The organism is Paenibacillus sp. ClWae2A (assembly GCF_032452295.1).
Taxonomy (GTDB): Bacteria; Bacillota; Bacilli; order Paenibacillales; family Paenibacillaceae; genus Paenibacillus.
On sequence record NZ_JAULSQ010000002.1, the window covers coordinates 363,564 to 381,545 of the forward strand.

At 47.9% G+C, this 17,982-nt stretch carries 16 protein-coding genes; 2 read left to right on the forward strand and 14 right to left on the reverse strand.

The window, feature by feature from the left end:
- Positions 1 to 53: 53 nt before the first annotated feature.
- The 14 genes from ylxM to QVE09_RS07795 all read right to left on the reverse strand — a co-directional run bounded on the left by ylxM (position 54) and on the right by QVE09_RS07795 (position 14,669).
- Positions 54 to 404: a YlxM family DNA-binding protein gene (gene ylxM, locus QVE09_RS07730; protein WP_017689221.1), complete on the reverse strand. Its 351-nt coding sequence runs from the start codon at positions 402 to 404 to the stop codon at positions 54 to 56.
- Between the two features lie 262 nt (positions 405 to 666).
- Positions 667 to 1,314: a PAQR family membrane homeostasis protein TrhA gene (trhA, locus tag QVE09_RS07735; RefSeq protein ID WP_315936347.1), complete on the reverse strand. Its 648-nt coding sequence runs from the start codon at positions 1,312 to 1,314 to the stop codon at positions 667 to 669.
- Positions 1,315 to 1,461: 147 nt separating this feature from the next.
- The gene (ftsY, locus tag QVE09_RS07740) at positions 1,462 to 2,475 is read right to left on the reverse strand and encodes a signal recognition particle-docking protein FtsY (protein WP_315936348.1); all 1,014 of its coding nucleotides are present in this window, start codon (positions 2,473 to 2,475) and stop codon (positions 1,462 to 1,464) included.
- A 108-nt stretch (positions 2,476 to 2,583) separates the two neighbouring features.
- Positions 2,584 to 6,153, reverse strand: a complete 3,570-nt coding sequence (smc, locus tag QVE09_RS07745; RefSeq protein WP_315936349.1) for a chromosome segregation protein SMC — start codon at positions 6,151 to 6,153, stop codon at positions 2,584 to 2,586.
- A gap of 409 nt (positions 6,154 to 6,562) precedes the next feature.
- Complete coding sequence (rnc, locus tag QVE09_RS07750) at positions 6,563 to 7,267, reverse strand: ribonuclease III (protein WP_091031948.1); 705 nt, start codon at positions 7,265 to 7,267, stop codon at positions 6,563 to 6,565.
- A gap of 13 nt (positions 7,268 to 7,280) precedes the next feature.
- Complete coding sequence (gene fabF / locus QVE09_RS07755) at positions 7,281 to 8,519, reverse strand: beta-ketoacyl-ACP synthase II (protein WP_062833763.1); 1,239 nt, start codon at positions 8,517 to 8,519, stop codon at positions 7,281 to 7,283.
- A 177-nt stretch (positions 8,520 to 8,696) separates the two neighbouring features.
- The gene (gene acpP / locus QVE09_RS07760) at positions 8,697 to 8,930 is read right to left on the reverse strand and encodes an acyl carrier protein (protein WP_024630176.1); all 234 of its coding nucleotides are present in this window, start codon (positions 8,928 to 8,930) and stop codon (positions 8,697 to 8,699) included.
- 152 nt (positions 8,931 to 9,082) lie between these two features.
- Positions 9,083 to 9,832 (reverse strand): 3-oxoacyl-[acyl-carrier-protein] reductase, encoded by a 750-nt coding sequence (fabG, locus tag QVE09_RS07765; protein WP_017689228.1) that lies wholly within the window; start codon positions 9,830 to 9,832, stop codon positions 9,083 to 9,085.
- 210 nt (positions 9,833 to 10,042) lie between these two features.
- Positions 10,043 to 10,984 carry an ACP S-malonyltransferase gene (gene fabD, locus QVE09_RS07770; protein WP_315936350.1) on the reverse strand — a complete coding sequence of 314 codons (942 nt, stop codon included), beginning with the start codon at positions 10,982 to 10,984 and terminating at the stop codon, positions 10,043 to 10,045.
- 25 nt (positions 10,985 to 11,009) lie between these two features.
- Positions 11,010 to 11,999, reverse strand: coding sequence for a beta-ketoacyl-ACP synthase III (locus tag QVE09_RS07775; protein WP_036610885.1), 990 nt, complete (start codon positions 11,997 to 11,999; stop codon positions 11,010 to 11,012).
- A gap of 8 nt (positions 12,000 to 12,007) precedes the next feature.
- Positions 12,008 to 13,003, reverse strand: coding sequence for a phosphate acyltransferase PlsX (plsX, locus tag QVE09_RS07780; protein ID WP_017689231.1), 996 nt, complete (start codon positions 13,001 to 13,003; stop codon positions 12,008 to 12,010).
- On the reverse strand, positions 13,000 to 13,548 hold the full coding sequence (gene fapR / locus QVE09_RS07785) for a transcription factor FapR (protein ID WP_062833760.1): 549 nt from the start codon (positions 13,546 to 13,548) through the stop codon (positions 13,000 to 13,002). The genes plsX and fapR overlap by 4 nt, the downstream gene beginning before the upstream one ends.
- Positions 13,549 to 13,920: 372 nt before the next feature.
- Complete coding sequence (gene rpmF / locus QVE09_RS07790) at positions 13,921 to 14,094, reverse strand: 50S ribosomal protein L32 (protein WP_017689233.1); 174 nt, start codon at positions 14,092 to 14,094, stop codon at positions 13,921 to 13,923.
- A 68-nt stretch (positions 14,095 to 14,162) separates the two neighbouring features.
- The gene (locus tag QVE09_RS07795) at positions 14,163 to 14,669 is read right to left on the reverse strand and encodes a YceD family protein (RefSeq protein ID WP_315936351.1); all 507 of its coding nucleotides are present in this window, start codon (positions 14,667 to 14,669) and stop codon (positions 14,163 to 14,165) included.
- A 461-nt stretch (positions 14,670 to 15,130) separates the two neighbouring features.
- On the opposite strand from QVE09_RS07795, the gene hmpA reads away from it, so the two are divergent.
- Positions 15,131 to 16,366, forward strand: a complete 1,236-nt coding sequence (hmpA, locus tag QVE09_RS07800) for an NO-inducible flavohemoprotein (RefSeq protein ID WP_315936352.1) — start codon at positions 15,131 to 15,133, stop codon at positions 16,364 to 16,366.
- Positions 16,367 to 16,649: 283 nt separating this feature from the next.
- Entirely contained in the window at positions 16,650 to 17,882 is a 1,233-nt protein-coding gene (locus tag QVE09_RS07805; RefSeq protein ID WP_315936353.1) for a nucleotidyltransferase, read from the forward strand.
- The last annotated feature ends 100 nt before the right edge of the window (positions 17,883 to 17,982 follow it).

Sequence of the window (17,982 nt, forward strand, 5' to 3'; positions counted from 1 at the left end):
CCTTAAGCTTTAATACTGTTTTCAAGACCGATACGTTCCGCTCAGCCAACTTTTCATTCACTAAGCTGAGCAACGATATCGTGTATTTGTTTGTTGTTATCAATGGAAACGCCTGCGCGTTCCAATGCATTTTGCAAATCTTCAAGATTGCGATTACGCCGTTCATGCTTTTCCAGCAAGCCCAGCTTGCTTTCGTAATTTTCCAGCACTTGTTCGGCACGCTTGATATGCTCGTATACCGCCTGGCGGCTGATCTCAAACTCGGCTGCAATTTCACCAAGTGAGAAATCGTCATGAAAGTAATACTTTAGAAAAGTCTGCTGTTTCTCGGTAAGTAACAATTCATAAAAAGCAAACAGCAAGTTAATCCGGTTTGTCTTCTCAAGCCGATTTTCTTGACTCACATCGGGGCACTCCCTTCGTCAAGGAAAAACACTTTACACTCTTGCAACGTTCCTAATAATACCTAAAACAAATCAGGTTGTCAAGCAAAAATACTTGTCACAATAAAAACAGCTCTGATGAGTTGTTATTTCGATGTTTAACGGGTGGTTTATACCCTTTTTTACAACAAGCAAATCCTATCTGTATCTCTGCAATCCACCTCTATGTAGAAGAAAAAACGAATGCGTCTCAGTTCGTGGAGATGCATCCGTTTTTGGTGTTCTATCGAAGTGGTGTCAGATACAGCAGCACCATAAAGAAATGAAGAATACTGCCTGCCAACACAAAGAGATGCCAAATCGCATGGTGGTAAGGAAATCCACGCCACATATAAAAAAGCGTACCCAGTGTATACATCAGGCCTCCAGCAACCAGCAGCACAATGCCGCCTGTAGGAATGGCAGCCATAAGCGGTTGCCAGGCAATTACAATGAGCCAGCCCATCGCAATATAGAAAATCGTGGACATGAATAGAAACTTTTTCGTGAAAAACGCCTTAAAGATCACGCCGAATAATGCGACTCCCCAGATTATACCGAACAGGGTCCATCCAAGTGTACCCCGAACAGCAATAAACAAAAGCGGAGTGTACGATCCCGCAATAAACAAATAAATGGATGAATGGTCGAAAATCTCAAATAAATCTTTCACTTTTCCATCTTTCCATGCATGCACGAGTGTAGAACTCGTATAGAGCAGCAGCATGGTGATCCCGTAGATCGTGAAACTGACCACATGCCAAGCTGTGCCTTTCATACTTGAAAATACAATCAATATCACCAGTGCAGCTACACTGAGTGCAGCGCCGATTCCATGTGTCACCGCATTGGCGACTTCTTCACGGCGAGAATAGGTATGAGTATTGGCCATTTTCAACCGTCCTTTCTAACCCTTTAGCATTGCCTGCTTTATTCTCATTATACACGTATTGCCAGTGACATTACACGTGACACTTATCACGTATATCACTGGCAATTACGTTTAATACTATTAAATTCAACCTATTTATTAATGCTTCTAGGAATTAGATTCCTCTTCTTCAGCACTTTCCGCTGGCTGTTCCTGGATTAATCCGGCGAATAAAGCATGCACAAATTGCTCCGAATCAAACGGCTGCAGATCATCAATTTTCTCACCCAGTCCCACGAGTTTCACTGGCAAGTCCAGCTCCTGACGAATCGCAACAACGATCCCCCCTTTGGCTGTTCCATCCAGCTTCGTCAGTACGAGGCCGGTTACGCCGCTTTTCTCTCCGAAGAGCTTGGCTTGGTTCAAGGCATTCTGACCTGTGGTCGCATCCAGTACCATCAGTACTTCATGTGGAGCTTCAGGAATCTCACGCTGAATGACACGATATATCTTGTTAAGCTCGTCCATCAGGTTCGATTTGTTTTGCAGACGACCTGCTGTATCACAGAGGAGAACATCCGCACCCCGTTGTTTCGCTGCCTGCACCGCATCATACATAACCGCTGCTGGATCAGAACCAGATTGCTGTTTGATAACATCGACACCAGCGCGTTGTCCCCATACTTCCAGCTGTTCGATGGCTCCGGCACGGAACGTATCTCCAGCTGCCATGATGACTTTTTTACCTTGCTGTTTAAATCGATGTGCCAGCTTGCCAATCGTTGTTGTTTTACCCACACCGTTAACACCAACGAACAAAATGACGGTAATGCCATCCGGGTTCATTTTCAATTCGTTATTCTGTTCACCGCGAAGAAGACCCGTCAGTTTCTCGGACAATACAGGCTGCAGCTCAGCCGCGTCCTCAATTTTGCGTTTTTTCACCTCAACGCGCAGGTCTTCGATCAGATTCATGACCGTATTCACACCAACGTCTGCTCCGATCAAAATCTCTTCCAGTTCTTCATAGAACTCTTCATCGATTTTTTTGCGGCGGATTACGAGATCCGACACTTTTTCCACTAACCCTTTACGTGTCTTTTCCAATCCATCCTTGAACTGTTTGGTGACCGACTCCGTTTTGCTTGCAATGCTGTCTCTAAGCTTTTTAAAAAAACTCATAAAGCCCCTCCATCGTGTACATAATCTAAGCGCTTTTGCAAAAATGCTCAATCTGAATGATTTTCAATGATTACAATGAGTTCATTGGTCTCGCAAGTTTGGACCAGATCAGGCAATTACTGCTTCCTCATCTTCCAGTTTAACCGAAACAAGCTTGGATACTCCGCCCTCTTCCATTGTAACACCGTACAGCACATCTGCCTCTTCCATCGTACCTTTACGATGGGTAACAACGATAAACTGTGTCTGTTCGGAGAATTCACGCAAGTACTGGGCAAAACGTACCACGTTAGCTTCATCCAGTGCTGCCTCTACTTCATCCAACACGCAGAATGGTACAGGTTTCACATGCAGAATAGCAAATAATAAAGCCATCGCCGTCAAAGCCCGCTCCCCACCGGATAACAGTTGCAGGTTTTGCAGTTTCTTGCCTGGTGGCTGAGCAACAATGTCTATTCCCGTTTCAAGCAAGCGCTCCGGGTCCATCAGAACAAGGTCAGCACGTCCCCCGCCAAACAGCTTGGTAAACACGGTACCGAACTCACGGCGGATGGCATCAAACGTGATCTTGAATCGCTTCGCCATCTCGTCTTCCATTTCCCGAATAACCTGATACAACGTTGTTTTGGCTTCCACCAGGTCATTCTTCTGTTCACTCAGGAACTCATATCGCTCATTGACCCGCTGGAACTCCTCAATCGCTCCCAGGTTCACATCACCCAGGGCGGATATACTGCGCTTCAGCTTCTGTACCTCTGCCTGTGTATGCTCCACATCTTCCGGCACAGGATAACGCTCTTTGGCCAGTTCATAGCCCAGTTCGTATTCATCCGTCAGCTTTCGCAGTATATTTTCCAGCTCAACATCCAGCCGGTTTACGGAAATTTCCGTCTGTCGCATCTGCTCTTCCACCGCTTTCAACTGCGTGCGCTGTTCCTTCGTTTCGCTCTCGGCAAGCTCAAGCTTTTTCGACAACTCACTTCGGGCAGCACGTTTGAAGTCCAGTTCCTGGGAAGCTTCCGCTTTTTTCAGCTTGTACTGGTTCAGATCTTCAATCTGCTTGACACTCTCGGTCTGTGTTTTCTTGAGATCTGCTTCCATTGAAGCCAGCAACGTGCGATTCTGACGCAGATCTTTGACCAGCGACTCCACTTCCCGCTCCAGACGTCGCAATTGTTCCCCATTGGAGAATCGTTCCTGATCAAGCTTGCCTTCGCGTACTTTCAATTCGGTGAGTTGGCTCTGCAATTCTTCCTTCGCAGATTCATTGGCTTTCCGAGCAAACTCAGCTGCATGAATGGCACGATGAGTGGCTTTTTCTTCCTCTTCAAGCTGCTCCAGCTTCTTCACAGCGACGATGCGAGCCGTATCCAGCTCTTTGATCTCTTCGGTGAACCCGCTCTTCTCCTGCCCAGCAACGGCAACCTGTTCAAGCACATGGCGAAGCTCATGCTCTACCTGCTTCATTTCCATCGAAGCCTGCTGTTCTGCATTTCGGGTGTCGTCACCGGACTGACGAAGTTCATCCAGTTTGTCCTGACACTGCTCCAGTTGAACTTTTACATCATCCACACTGCGATGCAGTTTCACGATCTGATTTTCGGTATCCAAAATATCCTGGTCGAGCTGATCCAGCTGCCGTTTCCGGCTGAGCAGACTCACATTTTTCTTGTGCTGGCTACCACCCGTCATGGAACCACCCGCATTGACCACGTCACCTTCAAGCGTCACAACCCGGAAACGATACTGGCAGCGAGCCGCAATTTTGTTGGCGACCTCCAACGTTTCGGCAATAATAACATTACCTAACAGACTGCCAATGATCGAAGCGTACTTGGATTCGAATTGTACGAGATCAGCACCAATCCCCACAAAGCCTTCCATACCTTCGATCATGGAACGTTCAGCCGCTCCAATGGCACGAGGACGAATGACATCCAGAGGCAGGAACGTTGCACGTCCCAACTGGCGCTGCTTCAGGAAAGCGATTGCCTGTCTGGAAACTGATTCATTTTCCATGACCACATGCTGCAAGGATGCTCCCATTGCTGTCTCTACCGCAAGTTCGATCTTCTCGGGAACTTTAACGAGTTCAGCCACAGCTCCATGAACACCGCTCAGCGTACCTTTACGTGAAGCCTTGAGGACTTCCTTGACACCCAGCATGAATCCGTCAAAATCATCCTGCATCTCTTTCATCGTATCGCGGCGGGAAACTTGAGCTTCACGCTTCTGTTCCCATTTACGGACCGTACCCCGACTTTCTTCGAGCAGCTTCTGCAGCGACTGGAGTCGTTCACTTTCCGTAATGTATCCACCACGTAGATCACTGATTTCTTTGCCCAAACGAACAACTTTTTTCTCAATGTCCGCTTTACGACTTTCCAGTATCTCTTTTTGATCTTCCCATTTGCCCGATTCCTCAGCCGCGCGATTCATTCTGCGCTCCAGCGTTTCTTTCTGCTGGTCCACGTAACGAATTTCATTGCGTGTCTGAGCCATCTGATTCATCAGTTCCAGCAAGTTGCCTTTGAGGCTTTCCTCTTGCTGCTGACTAATGCCACCTGTAACACCGATGAGTTTGGCTTCTTCCTGGGACAACTGATTTCTCACATCATTCAGTTCATGCTCAAGCTTGCCAAACTTCTCACGTAGTGCAAGCAGCTCGGTTTCCCGTTCGGAATGTCTCTCTTCACTGGCGGCAAGCGTTACTTTGAGCTGCTCCTGATTCGTTTGCAGATGGTGCGAGCGCTCCTTGAGCAATTCTCCAAGCCCTTCACTTTTCTCTGTCGCTTCACTGAATTGCAATAAAGCGGCTTGCAGTTGCTCTGTCTCTGTTTCCAGGATACGCAGCGCATTCCGATCATTTTCCAGCTTGGCATCATGCGTAGAGACAATCGCTGCGAGTCCAACCTCTTCCTGTTTTAGCGATTGCAGGCGCTCGTTTGCCTTACTCCAGGAAGCATGAATCTGTTCGATCTGGTACACATACATGGAGATCTCTTGCGATTTGAGCTGTGAACGAAGTTCCTTATAGTGGATCGCTTTCTCCGATTGTTCCTTTAGCGGTCCAATCTGATCTTCCAGTTCAGTCACCAGATCATGAATACGCAGCAAATTCTGCTCTGTCTCATCCAGTTTGCGCGTCGCATCCCGCTTGCGGGATTTATATTTAACGATACCTGAAGCTTCTTCAAAGATACCTCTGCGATCCTCTGAACGGGTACTCAGAATCTCTTCGATTCGCCCCTGTCCAATAATCGAGTAGGCTTCCTTACCGATGCCAGTATCCATAAACAATTCCGTGATATCCTTCAAGCGACAAGATTGCTTGTTAATAAAATATTCACTATCTCCGCTGCGATGTACACGACGAGTCACCGTCACCTCACCGAAATCCAATGCAAGTGCGTGATCCTCGTTATCGAGCGTTAGCGACACTTCTCCGAAATTAACGGCCTTCCGTGCATCACTGCCTGCAAAAATGATATCTTCCATTTTGCCACCACGCAGCGACTTGGCACTTTGTTCCCCCAGAACCCAACGGATTCCGTCCGATATATTACTCTTGCCACTTCCGTTCGGACCTACAACAGCCGTAATGCCACGAACGAACTCCATCTCCGTTTTGTCGGCGAATGACTTGAATCCACCCAATTCAATCCGTTTTAAAAACATAGGGTTTCTCGTCACCTCCTCTTGCAAATTTCAAGTATTGCATTCCAGCGCCTAAATAAATTGAACCAATTGCTATTACACATGACTACTCGATTGCAGTACCATCCTCCGATCGCCCTTATCCCCAGATTTTCTTGATTCCCTTATCCAAGGGAAAAATCCGTTGATAAATGCGGAGCATATGCTTCCGATGTAGCTTTCTTTCAGAAAACTTTTAGCTTTGCTTCTTCAGATTGGTTCTGCACTCTTCGTTTTGTGTAAAATAAAGTTCAACTTATTAGTTAAGATCAGGCAAACTCCCCCTGAACCTCTTTACAAAAAAAAGAGCAAAAAGCAGTCCGGCCGATTACTACCGCCGGGGCGGACCCGCGGGCTGCTCTTTGCTCTTCGTTTGTCTATGCGCTATCGGTTAAGCTCCGGCTTCCGGAAGCTTCAGTCGATCAAGTGCTGCAGATGCAGCCTGTTGTTCCGCTTCCTTTTTGGAACGTCCTGTACCTCTGCCAAGCCGTTCTTGACCCATATGGACCTCCGAGACAAACTCACGTTCATGGGCAGGTCCCCGTTCCTCAACGATACGGTATTCCAAAGCTCCCATATTGTGATGCTGAGTAAGTTCCTGCAGTTCCGTTTTGTAATCACTCATTTGCAGCTTGCTACCCAATACGATTAATGGGAAGACATGCTGGTCGAGAAATGCCCGGACAGGCGCAAGCCCCTGATCCAGATACAATGCACCAATGAAAGATTCAAACACATCTGCCAGCAGAGCCGGCCGTGTCCGTCCTCCAGTTAGTTCCTCACCTTTACCAAGAAGTACATACTGCCCAAAACCCAACGCTTCAGCAAATTTGACGAGGGAAGGCTCACAGACAATGGATGCCCGCAGCTTAGTTAATTCGCCTTCCGGACGGTTAGGATACAAATGATACAAGTATTCCGATACAGTCAGTTCCAGCACGGCATCGCCCAGAAATTCCAGACGCTCGTTGTCCTGATGCTGACTGAACCGGTGTTCGTTTACATAAGAAGCATGGGTAAACGCTTGTTTTAAAAGCTGCCTGTTGTCAAATTTGATTTGAAGTTTATGTTGTAACTGCTTCAGATCTTCACTCAAACGAACTAGCCCCTTATGCTTCAAATTTTTTGAGAATAATGGTGGCATTGTGACCGCCGAATCCAAATGAATTGGACATGGCAATATTAACTTTGGTTTGACGTGGAACATTTGGAACATAATCCAGATCACATTCCGGGTCCTGATTTTCCAGGTTAATCGTTGGAGCCAGTGTCTGATGTGTCAGTGACAATCCGCAGATGACCGCTTCTACACCACCAGCAGCGCCAAGCATGTGGCCCGTCATGGATTTAGTGGAACTCACGGCGAGCTTGTACGCATGATCACCAAACGCCTTTTTGATGGCAAGCGTTTCGGATCTGTCGCCTACAGGCGTCGAAGTTCCGTGTGCATTAATGTAGTCCACTTCTTCAGGCTCAATACCCGCATTACGAAGTGCCATCTTCATGCAACGTGCTGCTCCGTCCGGATCTGGTTCTGTCATGTGATGTGCATCACCTGTCAGACCGTAACCAATCACTTCACCATAAATGCGTGCACCACGTTTTTGAGCATGCTCCAGGGATTCCAGAATCAGAACACCAGCGCCTTCGCCCATAACAAAACCATCACGTTCTGTATCAAAAGGACGGCTTGACTTCGCAGGATCATCATTACGTGTAGACATTGCGCGCATCGCACAGAACCCTGCAAGACCCGTTGGTCTGATTGTTGCTTCCGCACCACCACAGATCATGGCATCTGCATCACCATTGGCAATCAGCTTGAAGGAATCTCCGATAGAGTGTGTACCTGTTGCACAAGCGGTAACAACGTTAATGTTAGGACCTTTCGCGCCAAGGGAAATGGACATTTGGCCTGAAGCCATATTGGAGATCATCATGGGAATAAAGAATGGGCTTACCCGTTTTGGACCTTTTTGCAACAATGCATTATGTTGGTCCTCCCACGTACCCAATCCACCAATACCTGATCCGATGGATACACCGAAACGCTCTGCATCAATATTCTCGTTAATTTTCAGACCACTGTCTTCAACGGCTTTGAAGCCTGCTGCCACAGCGAACTGTACAAAACGGTCCATTTTGCGAGCATCTTTGCGATCCATATATTCTTCCGGGTTGAAATCCTTGATCTCGGCTGCAATCTGTGTCGTGTATTCACTAACATCAAACGCCTCAATCTGAGAAATTCCGGACTTTCCTGCCATTAAACTGCCCCAGAACGTTTCCAAATCTTTTCCGAGCGATGTCATTACGCCCATTCCGGTAATTACTACTCTTTGTTTCAAACCGAGTCACCTCTATATCGACTGCATTACGCAAGTATTTTGTGGGAATATCCGCAAACAGACATCCATTCAACCAAGATAAGCCTGCTTGAGTAGAGCTGCTTGCGGAATGAGAAAAACCAATGAATGATGAGAAGTCCCGCCTGTTCGAAAACATGTGCGGGACTAAAAATGACTTTAGGTATGAGATTGTATGTAGTTTACAACTTCACCTACGGTCGTGATTTTTTCTGCATCTTCATCAGAGATTTCCAAATCAAATTCATCTTCCAATTCCATGACCAATTCCACTACATCCAAAGAATCAGCACCCAAATCTTCTTTGAAAGATGCTTCAAGTGTAACTTCAGCTTCGTCTGCGCCCAAGCGGTCGACGACGATGCGTTTTACACGCTCCAATACATCGGACATCCGGTTCACCTCCTTCTTTGGTATTATACGAGAATCGCAGGCAAAATGCCATAGAAGACATATGCGGCTCCCGGCCGGGGAACCCGGCCTTTTTCCGGCATTTCGGATCGTCCAGCGCCTGTTCCCCGACTATTGTTCAAGTCCGGGAAGAATTACATGTACATGCCACCATCAACATGCAGCGTCTGCCCTGTCATATAAGATGAAGCCTGTGAAGCCAGGAACGTGACTACACCGGCGATTTCATCCGGCTGACCCAAACGGGACAACGGAATACCACTTAGCATACCGTCCACCAGCTCCTGGGACAACTCTTTTGTCATATCTGTCTCAATGAAACCTGGTGCAACACAGTTAACTGTGATTCCACGAGAAGCCAGTTCACGAGCAGATGCCTTTGTCAGGCCAATAACTCCTGCTTTGGCAGCAACATAGTTCGCTTGTCCAGCATTACCGAGCACACCTACAACCGAGGAGATATTGATAATTCTTCCCGACCGTTGTTTCATCATTGGACGTGTAACCGCCTTAAGGCAATTAAACACACCTTTGAGATTGGTTTCAATAACCTGATCGAATTCTTCCTCTTTCATACGCATGATCAGATTATCACGGGTAATTCCAGCATTGTTCACCAGAATATCAACGTTGCCCCATGCTTCGAGTGTAGCTTTGACCATTTGTTCAGCTTCATCCATCAGGCCAACATTGGCTTGAAGTGTAATCGCCTTGACTCCTTTGGCACGAATCGCTTCCGCCACTTCCTCAGCTGCCGCTTGGCTGCCCGCATAATTCACGGCTACGTTCGCTCCAGCTTCTGCAAGTGCCAGTGCAATACTGCGCCCAATGCCTCGGGATGCCCCGGTAACGAGTGCATTTTTACCTTCTAATGGTTTAGACATAATCATTCCTCCTTTCCCCAAATCTATATCAGTTCAACCAAAGAATGTTTACACTTGCCACTCCGATGACAGAATAACCTTCCGATCGCTGTTATCCCCAGATTTTTTGATTCCCTTTTCTAAAGGGAAAATCCGGTGATAAAGGCGAACACTCCGCTTCTTCAGGTTTTTTCTGTCCTCTCCGTTCTCGTGTAAAAAGTTTAGTTTAACTCATATAATTCCTTCTAATTCACTTGCCGTTGCTTCGAGCGTTTCAAGACTGTTCACATTGTACAGTTTTACGGTTTTATCTGTTTTTTTAATCAAACCGGTCAATACACTGCCAGATCCAATCTCGATGAACGTATCCACTCCTTGCTCAATAAGCCATGTCACACTGTCTTCCCATAATACAGGAGAATAGACCTGAGCTGTCAACAAATCCTGAACCTGTCCATCCTCTGCAGGTCTTGCAGTCACATTAGCGACTACAGGGACCGCTGCCGGTGAGAACGTAACGGTTTTCAGTTTCTCTGCCAGCTTCTCAGCTGCACCCTTCATCAATGAAGAGTGGAACGGACCGCTTACTTCAAGTGTAATAGCGCGTTTACCGCCTGCTTCTTTCACTCGCTCCGCAACTGCAGCTACGCCTTCCTTTACACCAGAAATGACGATTTGTCCCGGACAATTCATGTTGGCAAGTTCAACCGCATGACCACTTTCAGATACGTCACGGCAAAGCACCCCCAGCGCTTCCCGATCCGCACCCAGCACAGCAGCCATCGCTCCTTGTCCACCCGGTACTGCCTGTTCCATATACTGACCACGTGCCCGTACAGTGCTCACTGCGTCAGCAAACGAAAGAACGCCCGCTGCCACCAATGCACTGTATTCTCCCAGACTGTGTCCAGCCGTATAGTCAGGCTGAATTCCTTTTTCTTTGAAAGCTTCAAGCAAGGCAATACTTGCCGTCAACAGAGCCGGTTGTGTATTTGATGTCTGTTTCAACTCGGTCTCCGGTCCTTCAAATACAAGGTTGCTCAGCGAGAAACCCAATGTTTCATCTGCTGTGCGAAAAATCTCGGTTGCCGCAGGCACGGACTCATACGCGTCCTTGGCCATGCCTACAGCCTGTGATCCCTGTCCGGGAAATACAAATGCTATTTTACCCATCTCATTCATCTCCCAGATGTCTATTTTACCAAACGAGTACCGATGCTCCCCATGTCAAACCGCCACCGAATCCAACCATCAGAACGGTATCTCCGGCTTTCATGCGACCTTCCTCCGCAGCTTCTACCAGAGCAAGCGGGATGGATGCAGCCGATGTGTTTGCATACTTATCCACGTTGACTACAACCTTTTCTTCAGGAAGTTCAAGGCGTTGCATCGCAGATTGGATAATCCGAATATTCGCTTGGTGAGGAACAAACAGATCCACATCCGTACGCTCCATACCAGCCTTGCGTAATACCTCAATGGTAGCTGTCCCCATGACACGTACCGCAAACTTGAACACTTCACGACCGTTCATGTTGATGTAATGCTTTTTATTTTCAACGGTCTCTGCAGTAGCAGGCAGACGGGAACCGCCGCCTTCCATCTGAAGAAGACTACCACCAGCACCTTCGGCGCCGAGATCAAATGCTTTGAATCCGCGACCTTCCGGAACTTCACCAACAACTACCGCCCCTGCTCCATCACCAAAGAGGACACAAGTGTTACGGTCTGTATAATCCGTAATACGAGACAAGCAGTCCGCACCAATAACAAGTGCATTGTTGTACATACCGCTTTGTATGAAGCTTGTAGCACTAGCCAAACCGTATACAAATCCGGAACAAGCAGCCGACAGATCAAATGCCGCGGCACCTTTCGCACCCAATTTGTCCTGCAAGATGCAGGCTGTCGATGGGAACGAAGAATCTGGAGTAATGGTTGCTACAATAATCAGATCGAGATCACTGCCTGTCATACCTGCAGATTCAAGGGCTTTAATAGCCGCTTCGTATGCCAGATCAGAAGTTGCCTGATCGGGTGCAGCGATGTGACGCTCTTTGATTCCTGTACGACTGACGATCCACTCGTCATTGGTATCGACCATTTTCTCCAGATCGCTATTTGTCAAAATTTTCTCAGGCACATATTTTCCTGTACCAATAATCCCTACTGGGCGCAAATTATTCATATCGTCACTCACTTCCCGCTAATTTCCTTAGATATGCTCTCTACCAGCTGATTCTGCACTGCGATCCGTGCTTGGCGCACAGCATTTTTGATGGCATTACCATCAGCAGATCCATGACTTTTCACAACCAGTCTGCTCAAACCGAGGAGTGGCGCTCCGCCATGCTCCGTATAATCCAGCTTCCGTTTCAACCCACGCAGCTCAGGCATCAGTACAGCCGCTGCCAGTTTACTTTTGAGAGAAGATGAGAATTGTTCCTTAAGCAAGGCGAAAATGGCACCTGCTGTGCCTTCCAGCGACTTCAGCAGTATATTTCCTGCAAAACCGTCACATACAAGCACATCACAAGCACCAGTCAGCACATCACGTGCCTCAACATTACCGACAAACCGAATTGGAAGTTGTTCAAGCAAAGGATATGCATGCTTGGTTAACTCATTTCCCTTGCCTGGCTCTGTTCCTACATTGAGCAAGCCCACTCGTGGGGACTCTATACCCTGTACTTTTTGCCGATACAAGCTGCCCATCAGGCCATATTGTGCAAGATGCTCCGGTTTGGCATCCATATTTGCTCCGAGATCCAGCGCAAGTACACCCACATCATCAATCGTTGGAATCATAGGCGCTAGCGCTGGACGTTCAATGCCTTCCATGCGACCTACAACAAGCAAACCCGCTGTCATCAGCGCTCCAGTATTGCCCGCCGAGATCATCGCGTCCGCTTCGCCCTCTTTCAGCATGCGACCTGCGACCACCATAGAGGCATCCTTCTTGCGACGCACTGCTTTGACGGGTTCATCATCCGAACCAATAACTTCGGAAGCATGCCGGACCGTAAGATTGGCAGGTCTCACACCTGACTGACTCAAAAGAGGCTCCAGCTTGGCTTCATCGCCGATCAGGACGATCTGTGTATCCGCCCATTCCGTGGCTGCGGCAATCGCACCTTCTACCGTTGATGCAGGTGCATTGTCGCCTCCCATGGCATCAATGACGATTTTCATTCCAAATGACCTCCTTCTCCGCTGTCTTCTCCACCTGAATGGTAGATTACAAAGTTGCCTTGAAACACCATTTCTTCACCTACATAAGTGAATACTTCCACTTTGGCTTTGCCCTTTTGACCCGGAATCGATCTCACATAAGCCTTCGCAATACATTTCTCACCCAAATGAACCGAACGGACAAAGCGAATGTCTGCTGATGCAGTCAACGCGATCTCGTCATTAATAATGGCTACAGCCAAGGAGTTAGCCTGCGCAAAGACATAGTGTCCACGTGCAATGCCTGTTCTTGAAAACACGTGTTCTTCCTTAATCTCAAACAGGGAAATCCCGCTCTTGTCCAGTTGTAGATCCACAATATCACCGATAATCTCATGCAAGGGCAACGAGCGTACCTGATCATACGAGCGCTCTGCCATCAGTTTCATCCGCTCCCGAAGTTCGGGTATTCCAAGTTCCAGTCTGTCAAGACGAATCGTTTGAATACTCACCTTCAATTGGCGTGTAAGTTCCTGATCCGTCACAAACGGGTTCTCTTCTATCATTTTGGTTAACTGCTGTTGCCTCTGTCTCTTCGGTACACGTTCGATGCCTGACACCCCCCGCTGTATCGTTTACGGAACCGTCCCATCCGGCCAGTTCAACCATTCTTTCGTGTTGCTTCTATAGTTGCATCCCTGGTCACCAGGGTCGTTCTCAAACGGATTATGGTTCTTCTATATGTAACGTCAAATCTTAGAACCTGGTACTAAACTATAGTATATCTCATCCCGTGTCAAAAAGAAAGACTGGCCTAACAAAAACAATTCACCCTTGTGGAGCAAGGATTTCATGCTAGTTAGCTCACTCTACCCACTCCCTCTAATCCAAAAAAAGTAGCACCTCATCGAAATGAAGTGCTACTTAGTGTCCAACTATTATTGAGAGATGATCTCTCTTGCTTTGTACGTTCCGCACACTTTGCACACGTGGTGACTAAGTTTAAGTTCGCCACATTGTTCACATTTCACCATGCCCGGTACAGCCAATTTAAAGTGAGTGCGACGTTTGTCGCGACGCGTCTTGGACGTTCTCCGTTGAGGTACTGCCATTATTCCCACCTCCTTATCAAAATCAACCTTTGCAGGTAGTTGTTACAATGTTCGATTTTCAATCATGCTCATTTAAAAAAATCCTTGAGCCCTGCAAGCCGCGGATCGATAACCTGGTTATCACAACCGCAGTCACCTTCGTTCAGCTCATGGCCACACTTAGGGCATAACCCTTTGCATGTATCGCTACATAGCGGTATAAACGGAAGATCCAGCAGAAAAGCTTCCTCGGCATAACCTTTCAGATCAACGCTATCCCCATCCACATAGAGCGTATCGTCGTCTTCGTGTAATTCCTCTGGCTGTTTTCCCTGCTTGAATTGCTCATGAAAATCAATATGAAAATGTTCATTGATCGGCTTAAGACAACGGGAGCACAACATGTCCATTCCTACTGTCAGCTTGCCATGAACATCCACAACGTCACCTTCTCTGATTTCTGCAGATAAATCCGCAGTCAGGGGGGTAACGGCTGTGATATCTTGTCGGTTAGAAACCAGTTCCTTGATATCCCACTGTTCGTTAAACTTCAGGGGACCATCACTGGTAGCCACTTTGCGAAATGGCATTAACATTTCCATCACTCCAAACGAAACCAATTTCATAATTCATGTCAAACGTATCACGACAGTTATACAGGTCAAGCCTGCTTTTGTAAAGCAATAAATCCTGACTGTATGTATTCTGACGATTCATCGTTAAAAGTATTATGAAATTGACTTAACAAACAAAAATCATTATACCGATTTTTCAAGACGTTTGTCAACACTTTTAACTTTACACCCTATTTTAAACCAATCGCTCAGAACCGTTTGCTCCATCTGATCTATTATAGACTCACATCACGATAAACTACAAGTCGTCATTTTAGTTGCAGTTCCTTGCAAACAGCGGTCACATTTCGTTAACGTTTAGTGTGATCTATATCACACAGCCCCTCTTTGCCCCTACCTATACTTGCTATAAACCAAAGCACGATCAACCCCATAACCGTTTATTATCCAACGATCTCATATCATATCTGGAGGGAAAATGTATGTTAAGCGAGCACACCATTAGAGTCATTAAATCTACAGTCCCCGTTCTTGAAGTCCACGGCGAAGCGATCACACGCCATTTCTATGAAACGATGTTTACAGCACATCCGGAACTGCTCAATATTTTTAATCACGCAAATCAGAAACAGGGACGGCAGCAAGCGGCTCTTGCCAATATGGTATACACTGCTGCCCTGCATATCGATAATCTGCCTTCCATCCTGCCTGCCGTTCGACAAGTTGCACACAAACATCGCAGCCTGAGTATCGTTCCGGAGCAATATGCGATTGTCGGCACCTATCTGCTTCAAGCCATCAAAGATGTACTTGGAGACGCGGCAACGGATGAAATTATCACGGCGTGGGGTGAAGCCTACAATGTCATTGCAAACGCCTTTATCGGGATCGAACAGGACATGTATGCGGAAGCGGAAAACCAGACGGGTGGCTGGGAAGGATTTCGTACCTTCAAGGTTGCCAAGAAAGAGCAGGAAAGTGAAGTCATCACGTCCTTTTACCTCGTTCCAGACGATGGTCAGCCTATCGCAACCTATGAACCAGGACAATACATCAGTATCAGAATCAAACCAGAGGCACAGTCATTTACCCAGATTCGTCAGTATAGCCTTTCAGATACCCCGGGTAAACCTTACTATCGCATTTCCGTTAAACGCGAGCGAGGTGTATTAGAACGTCCTGACGAAGTTATCTCTACGTATCTCCATGATCACATTGAAGAAGGTAGTCAAGTGGAACTATCCGCTCCTGCTGGTGACTTCACAATGAATGCAGACGATAAACGTCCTGTTGTTCTCCTGAGTGGTGGTGTCGGTCTAACGCCCATGATCAGCATGTTAAATACACTTGTTAATTTGAATGAAAATCGCACAATTACATTTTTGCATGCAAGTCCCAATGGGCGATCTCACGCGTTCCGTGATCATGTGAACAGTCTGGCCGAACTTAATGAGAGCGTTAAAGCTTATTATTGTTATACACAACCTGAGGATGCTGATCATACGAGCAGTCATTTTCATAAGGAAGGTTATATGGATGCGGTCTGGCTTCGCCAAGTGATTGAGGAACTGGATGCCACCTATTATCTGTGCGGACCCGTTTCGTTCATGCGGTCAGTGTATACGGAGCTTCTGGCGCTTGGAGTTGCAGCAGACAACATTCATTATGAATTTTTTGGGCCGAAAGCTAGTCTCTCTCCCGCGCTGGAAAGTGTCTAAGGGTTCTGAGATTGTAAGATGTGATTGGCCTAACTTCCTAATGTATAAGTGTATAGGTAAGTGTCCTATAAGTTGATTTATTAAGATGAAGAGGTCATTCTCCAATTATCGAAAAAGTAATATACAATAGATTTGCAGGCACAGGCTGGCATCCGTTGATGTTGGATTTGTGCCTTTTTCTTGTCTGAATTGGTGCATGATTTGATCTAATACATAACATCCCCTATGATGGAATGGATGTTATACATACTCGGTTATCCAATCGAAAGGAGTACCTCTAATCATGAAAGCCGTAGGCGTCATTGTTGAATATAACCCCTTGCACAATGGGCATGTTTATCATTTGCAAGAAGCTCGGCGGCTAAGCGGAGCAGACGCCGTTGTTGCCGTCATGAGCGGCCCTTTTCTCCAGCGTGGCGAACCCGCCATCGTGGGTAAAAGGGCGCGCACCGAGATGGCGCTGCACGCAGGCGCGGATCTCGTGCTTGAACTGCCGGTTGCGTACGCGGTCCAACCGGCGGAGTGGTTTGCCTTCGGTGCGGTATCCTTGCTGGACCGCACCGGCGTTGTGGACTCGCTCTGCTTTGGCAGCGAGTCCGGCGACCTGGACAGCCTGCAGCGCATTGCGCGCGTGCTGGCTGTGGAGCCCGCAGGGATGCGCGAGGACATCGCGCGCCGTCTGCGGGAAGGCGCCAGCTACCCCGCCGCGTACGCAGGCGCGGCGGCGGCGCTGGCGCCCGGCGGCGTCGATGCTCACGACGCCGCTGCACTGCTGGAGCAGCCCAACAATTCGCTTGGGCTGCACTACCTGATCGCGCTGCAACGACTTGGCAGCGCGATCCAGCCCTTTACGGCGGCGCGTACCGGTGCCGCGTATCATGAGGCGACGCCCGGCCCGGGGGCGATCGCCAGTGCCACAGCCGTCCGCCGCCTGCTGATGGCGGACGGGCCCAGCGCCGCCGCGCCATACGTGCCGGCGGCCACTCTTGCCATTCTGCATCGCGAATGGCAGGAAGGGCGCGCTCCCATACACTGGGAGCGCTTTGCACAGCCGCTGTTGCACCTTGCGGCCACCCGCCGTGCCTCCGAGCTGGAACGCATCGCCGAAGTCACGGAAGGCCTGGAACACCGGCTGATCCGTACACTCGCTCAGCTCCCGGAGCCTTCAGTCGAAGCACTCCTGAATGCACTGAAGACCAAACGATACACACGCACCAAACTCCAGCGTATGCTCACCCACCTGCTCCTGAATCACACCAAAGCGGAGTGTTCACCAGAGCAATTGGCTGCCGGACCCGGATATCTCCGAGTCCTCGGATTTAATACTCAAGGGCAGAGCCTGCTTAAACAAATGAAGAAGACTGCATCGCTTCCTGTTGTGCTGAAACCGTCGACGTTCACACACAATCAACTTGAACTGGATATCCAAGCTCAGGTTGCGTATGGGCTCGCTTGTGAGCATAGGGACACACGCAGGATGTTCAGTGACTACTATGAGTCGCCTGTGAGAGTGTAATCCGCTTTTGACCAAAAAACTTCATCTCATATGGAGCTTTTCATTCCACCATTTTCGTATCATTGATTTTCAATTATTCGACACTCAACTATATAAGTAA

Excerpts from the sequence above, each read along its gene's own strand:
- trhA (WP_315936347.1), bottom strand. The coding sequence starts at position 1,314 with ATGGCCAATACTCATACCTATTCTCGCCGTGAAGAAGTCGCCAATGCG.
- ftsY (WP_315936348.1), bottom strand. The coding sequence starts at position 2,475 with ATGAGTTTTTTTAAAAAGCTTAGAGACAGCATTGCAAGCAAAACGGAG.
- smc (WP_315936349.1), bottom strand. The coding sequence starts at position 6,153 with ATGTTTTTAAAACGGATTGAATTGGGTGGATTCAAGTCATTCGCCGAC.
- acpP (WP_024630176.1), bottom strand. The coding sequence starts at position 8,930 with ATGTCCGATGTATTGGAGCGTGTAAAACGCATCGTCGTCGACCGCTTG.
- fabG (WP_017689228.1), bottom strand. The coding sequence starts at position 9,832 with ATGTCTAAACCATTAGAAGGTAAAAATGCACTCGTTACCGGGGCATCC.
- fabD (WP_315936350.1), bottom strand. The coding sequence starts at position 10,984 with ATGGGTAAAATAGCATTTGTATTTCCCGGACAGGGATCACAGGCTGTA.
- QVE09_RS07775 (WP_036610885.1), bottom strand. The coding sequence starts at position 11,999 with ATGAATAATTTGCGCCCAGTAGGGATTATTGGTACAGGAAAATATGTG.
- plsX (WP_017689231.1), bottom strand. The coding sequence starts at position 13,003 with ATGAAAATCGTCATTGATGCCATGGGAGGCGACAATGCACCTGCATCA.
- fapR (WP_062833760.1), bottom strand. The coding sequence starts at position 13,548 with ATGATAGAAGAGAACCCGTTTGTGACGGATCAGGAACTTACACGCCAA.
- rpmF (WP_017689233.1), bottom strand. The coding sequence starts at position 14,094 with ATGGCAGTACCTCAACGGAGAACGTCCAAGACGCGTCGCGACAAACGT.
- QVE09_RS07795 (WP_315936351.1), bottom strand. The coding sequence starts at position 14,669 with ATGTTAATGCCATTTCGCAAAGTGGCTACCAGTGATGGTCCCCTGAAG.
- hmpA (WP_315936352.1), top strand. The coding sequence starts at position 15,131 with ATGTTAAGCGAGCACACCATTAGAGTCATTAAATCTACAGTCCCCGTT.
- QVE09_RS07805 (WP_315936353.1), top strand. The coding sequence starts at position 16,650 with ATGAAAGCCGTAGGCGTCATTGTTGAATATAACCCCTTGCACAATGGG.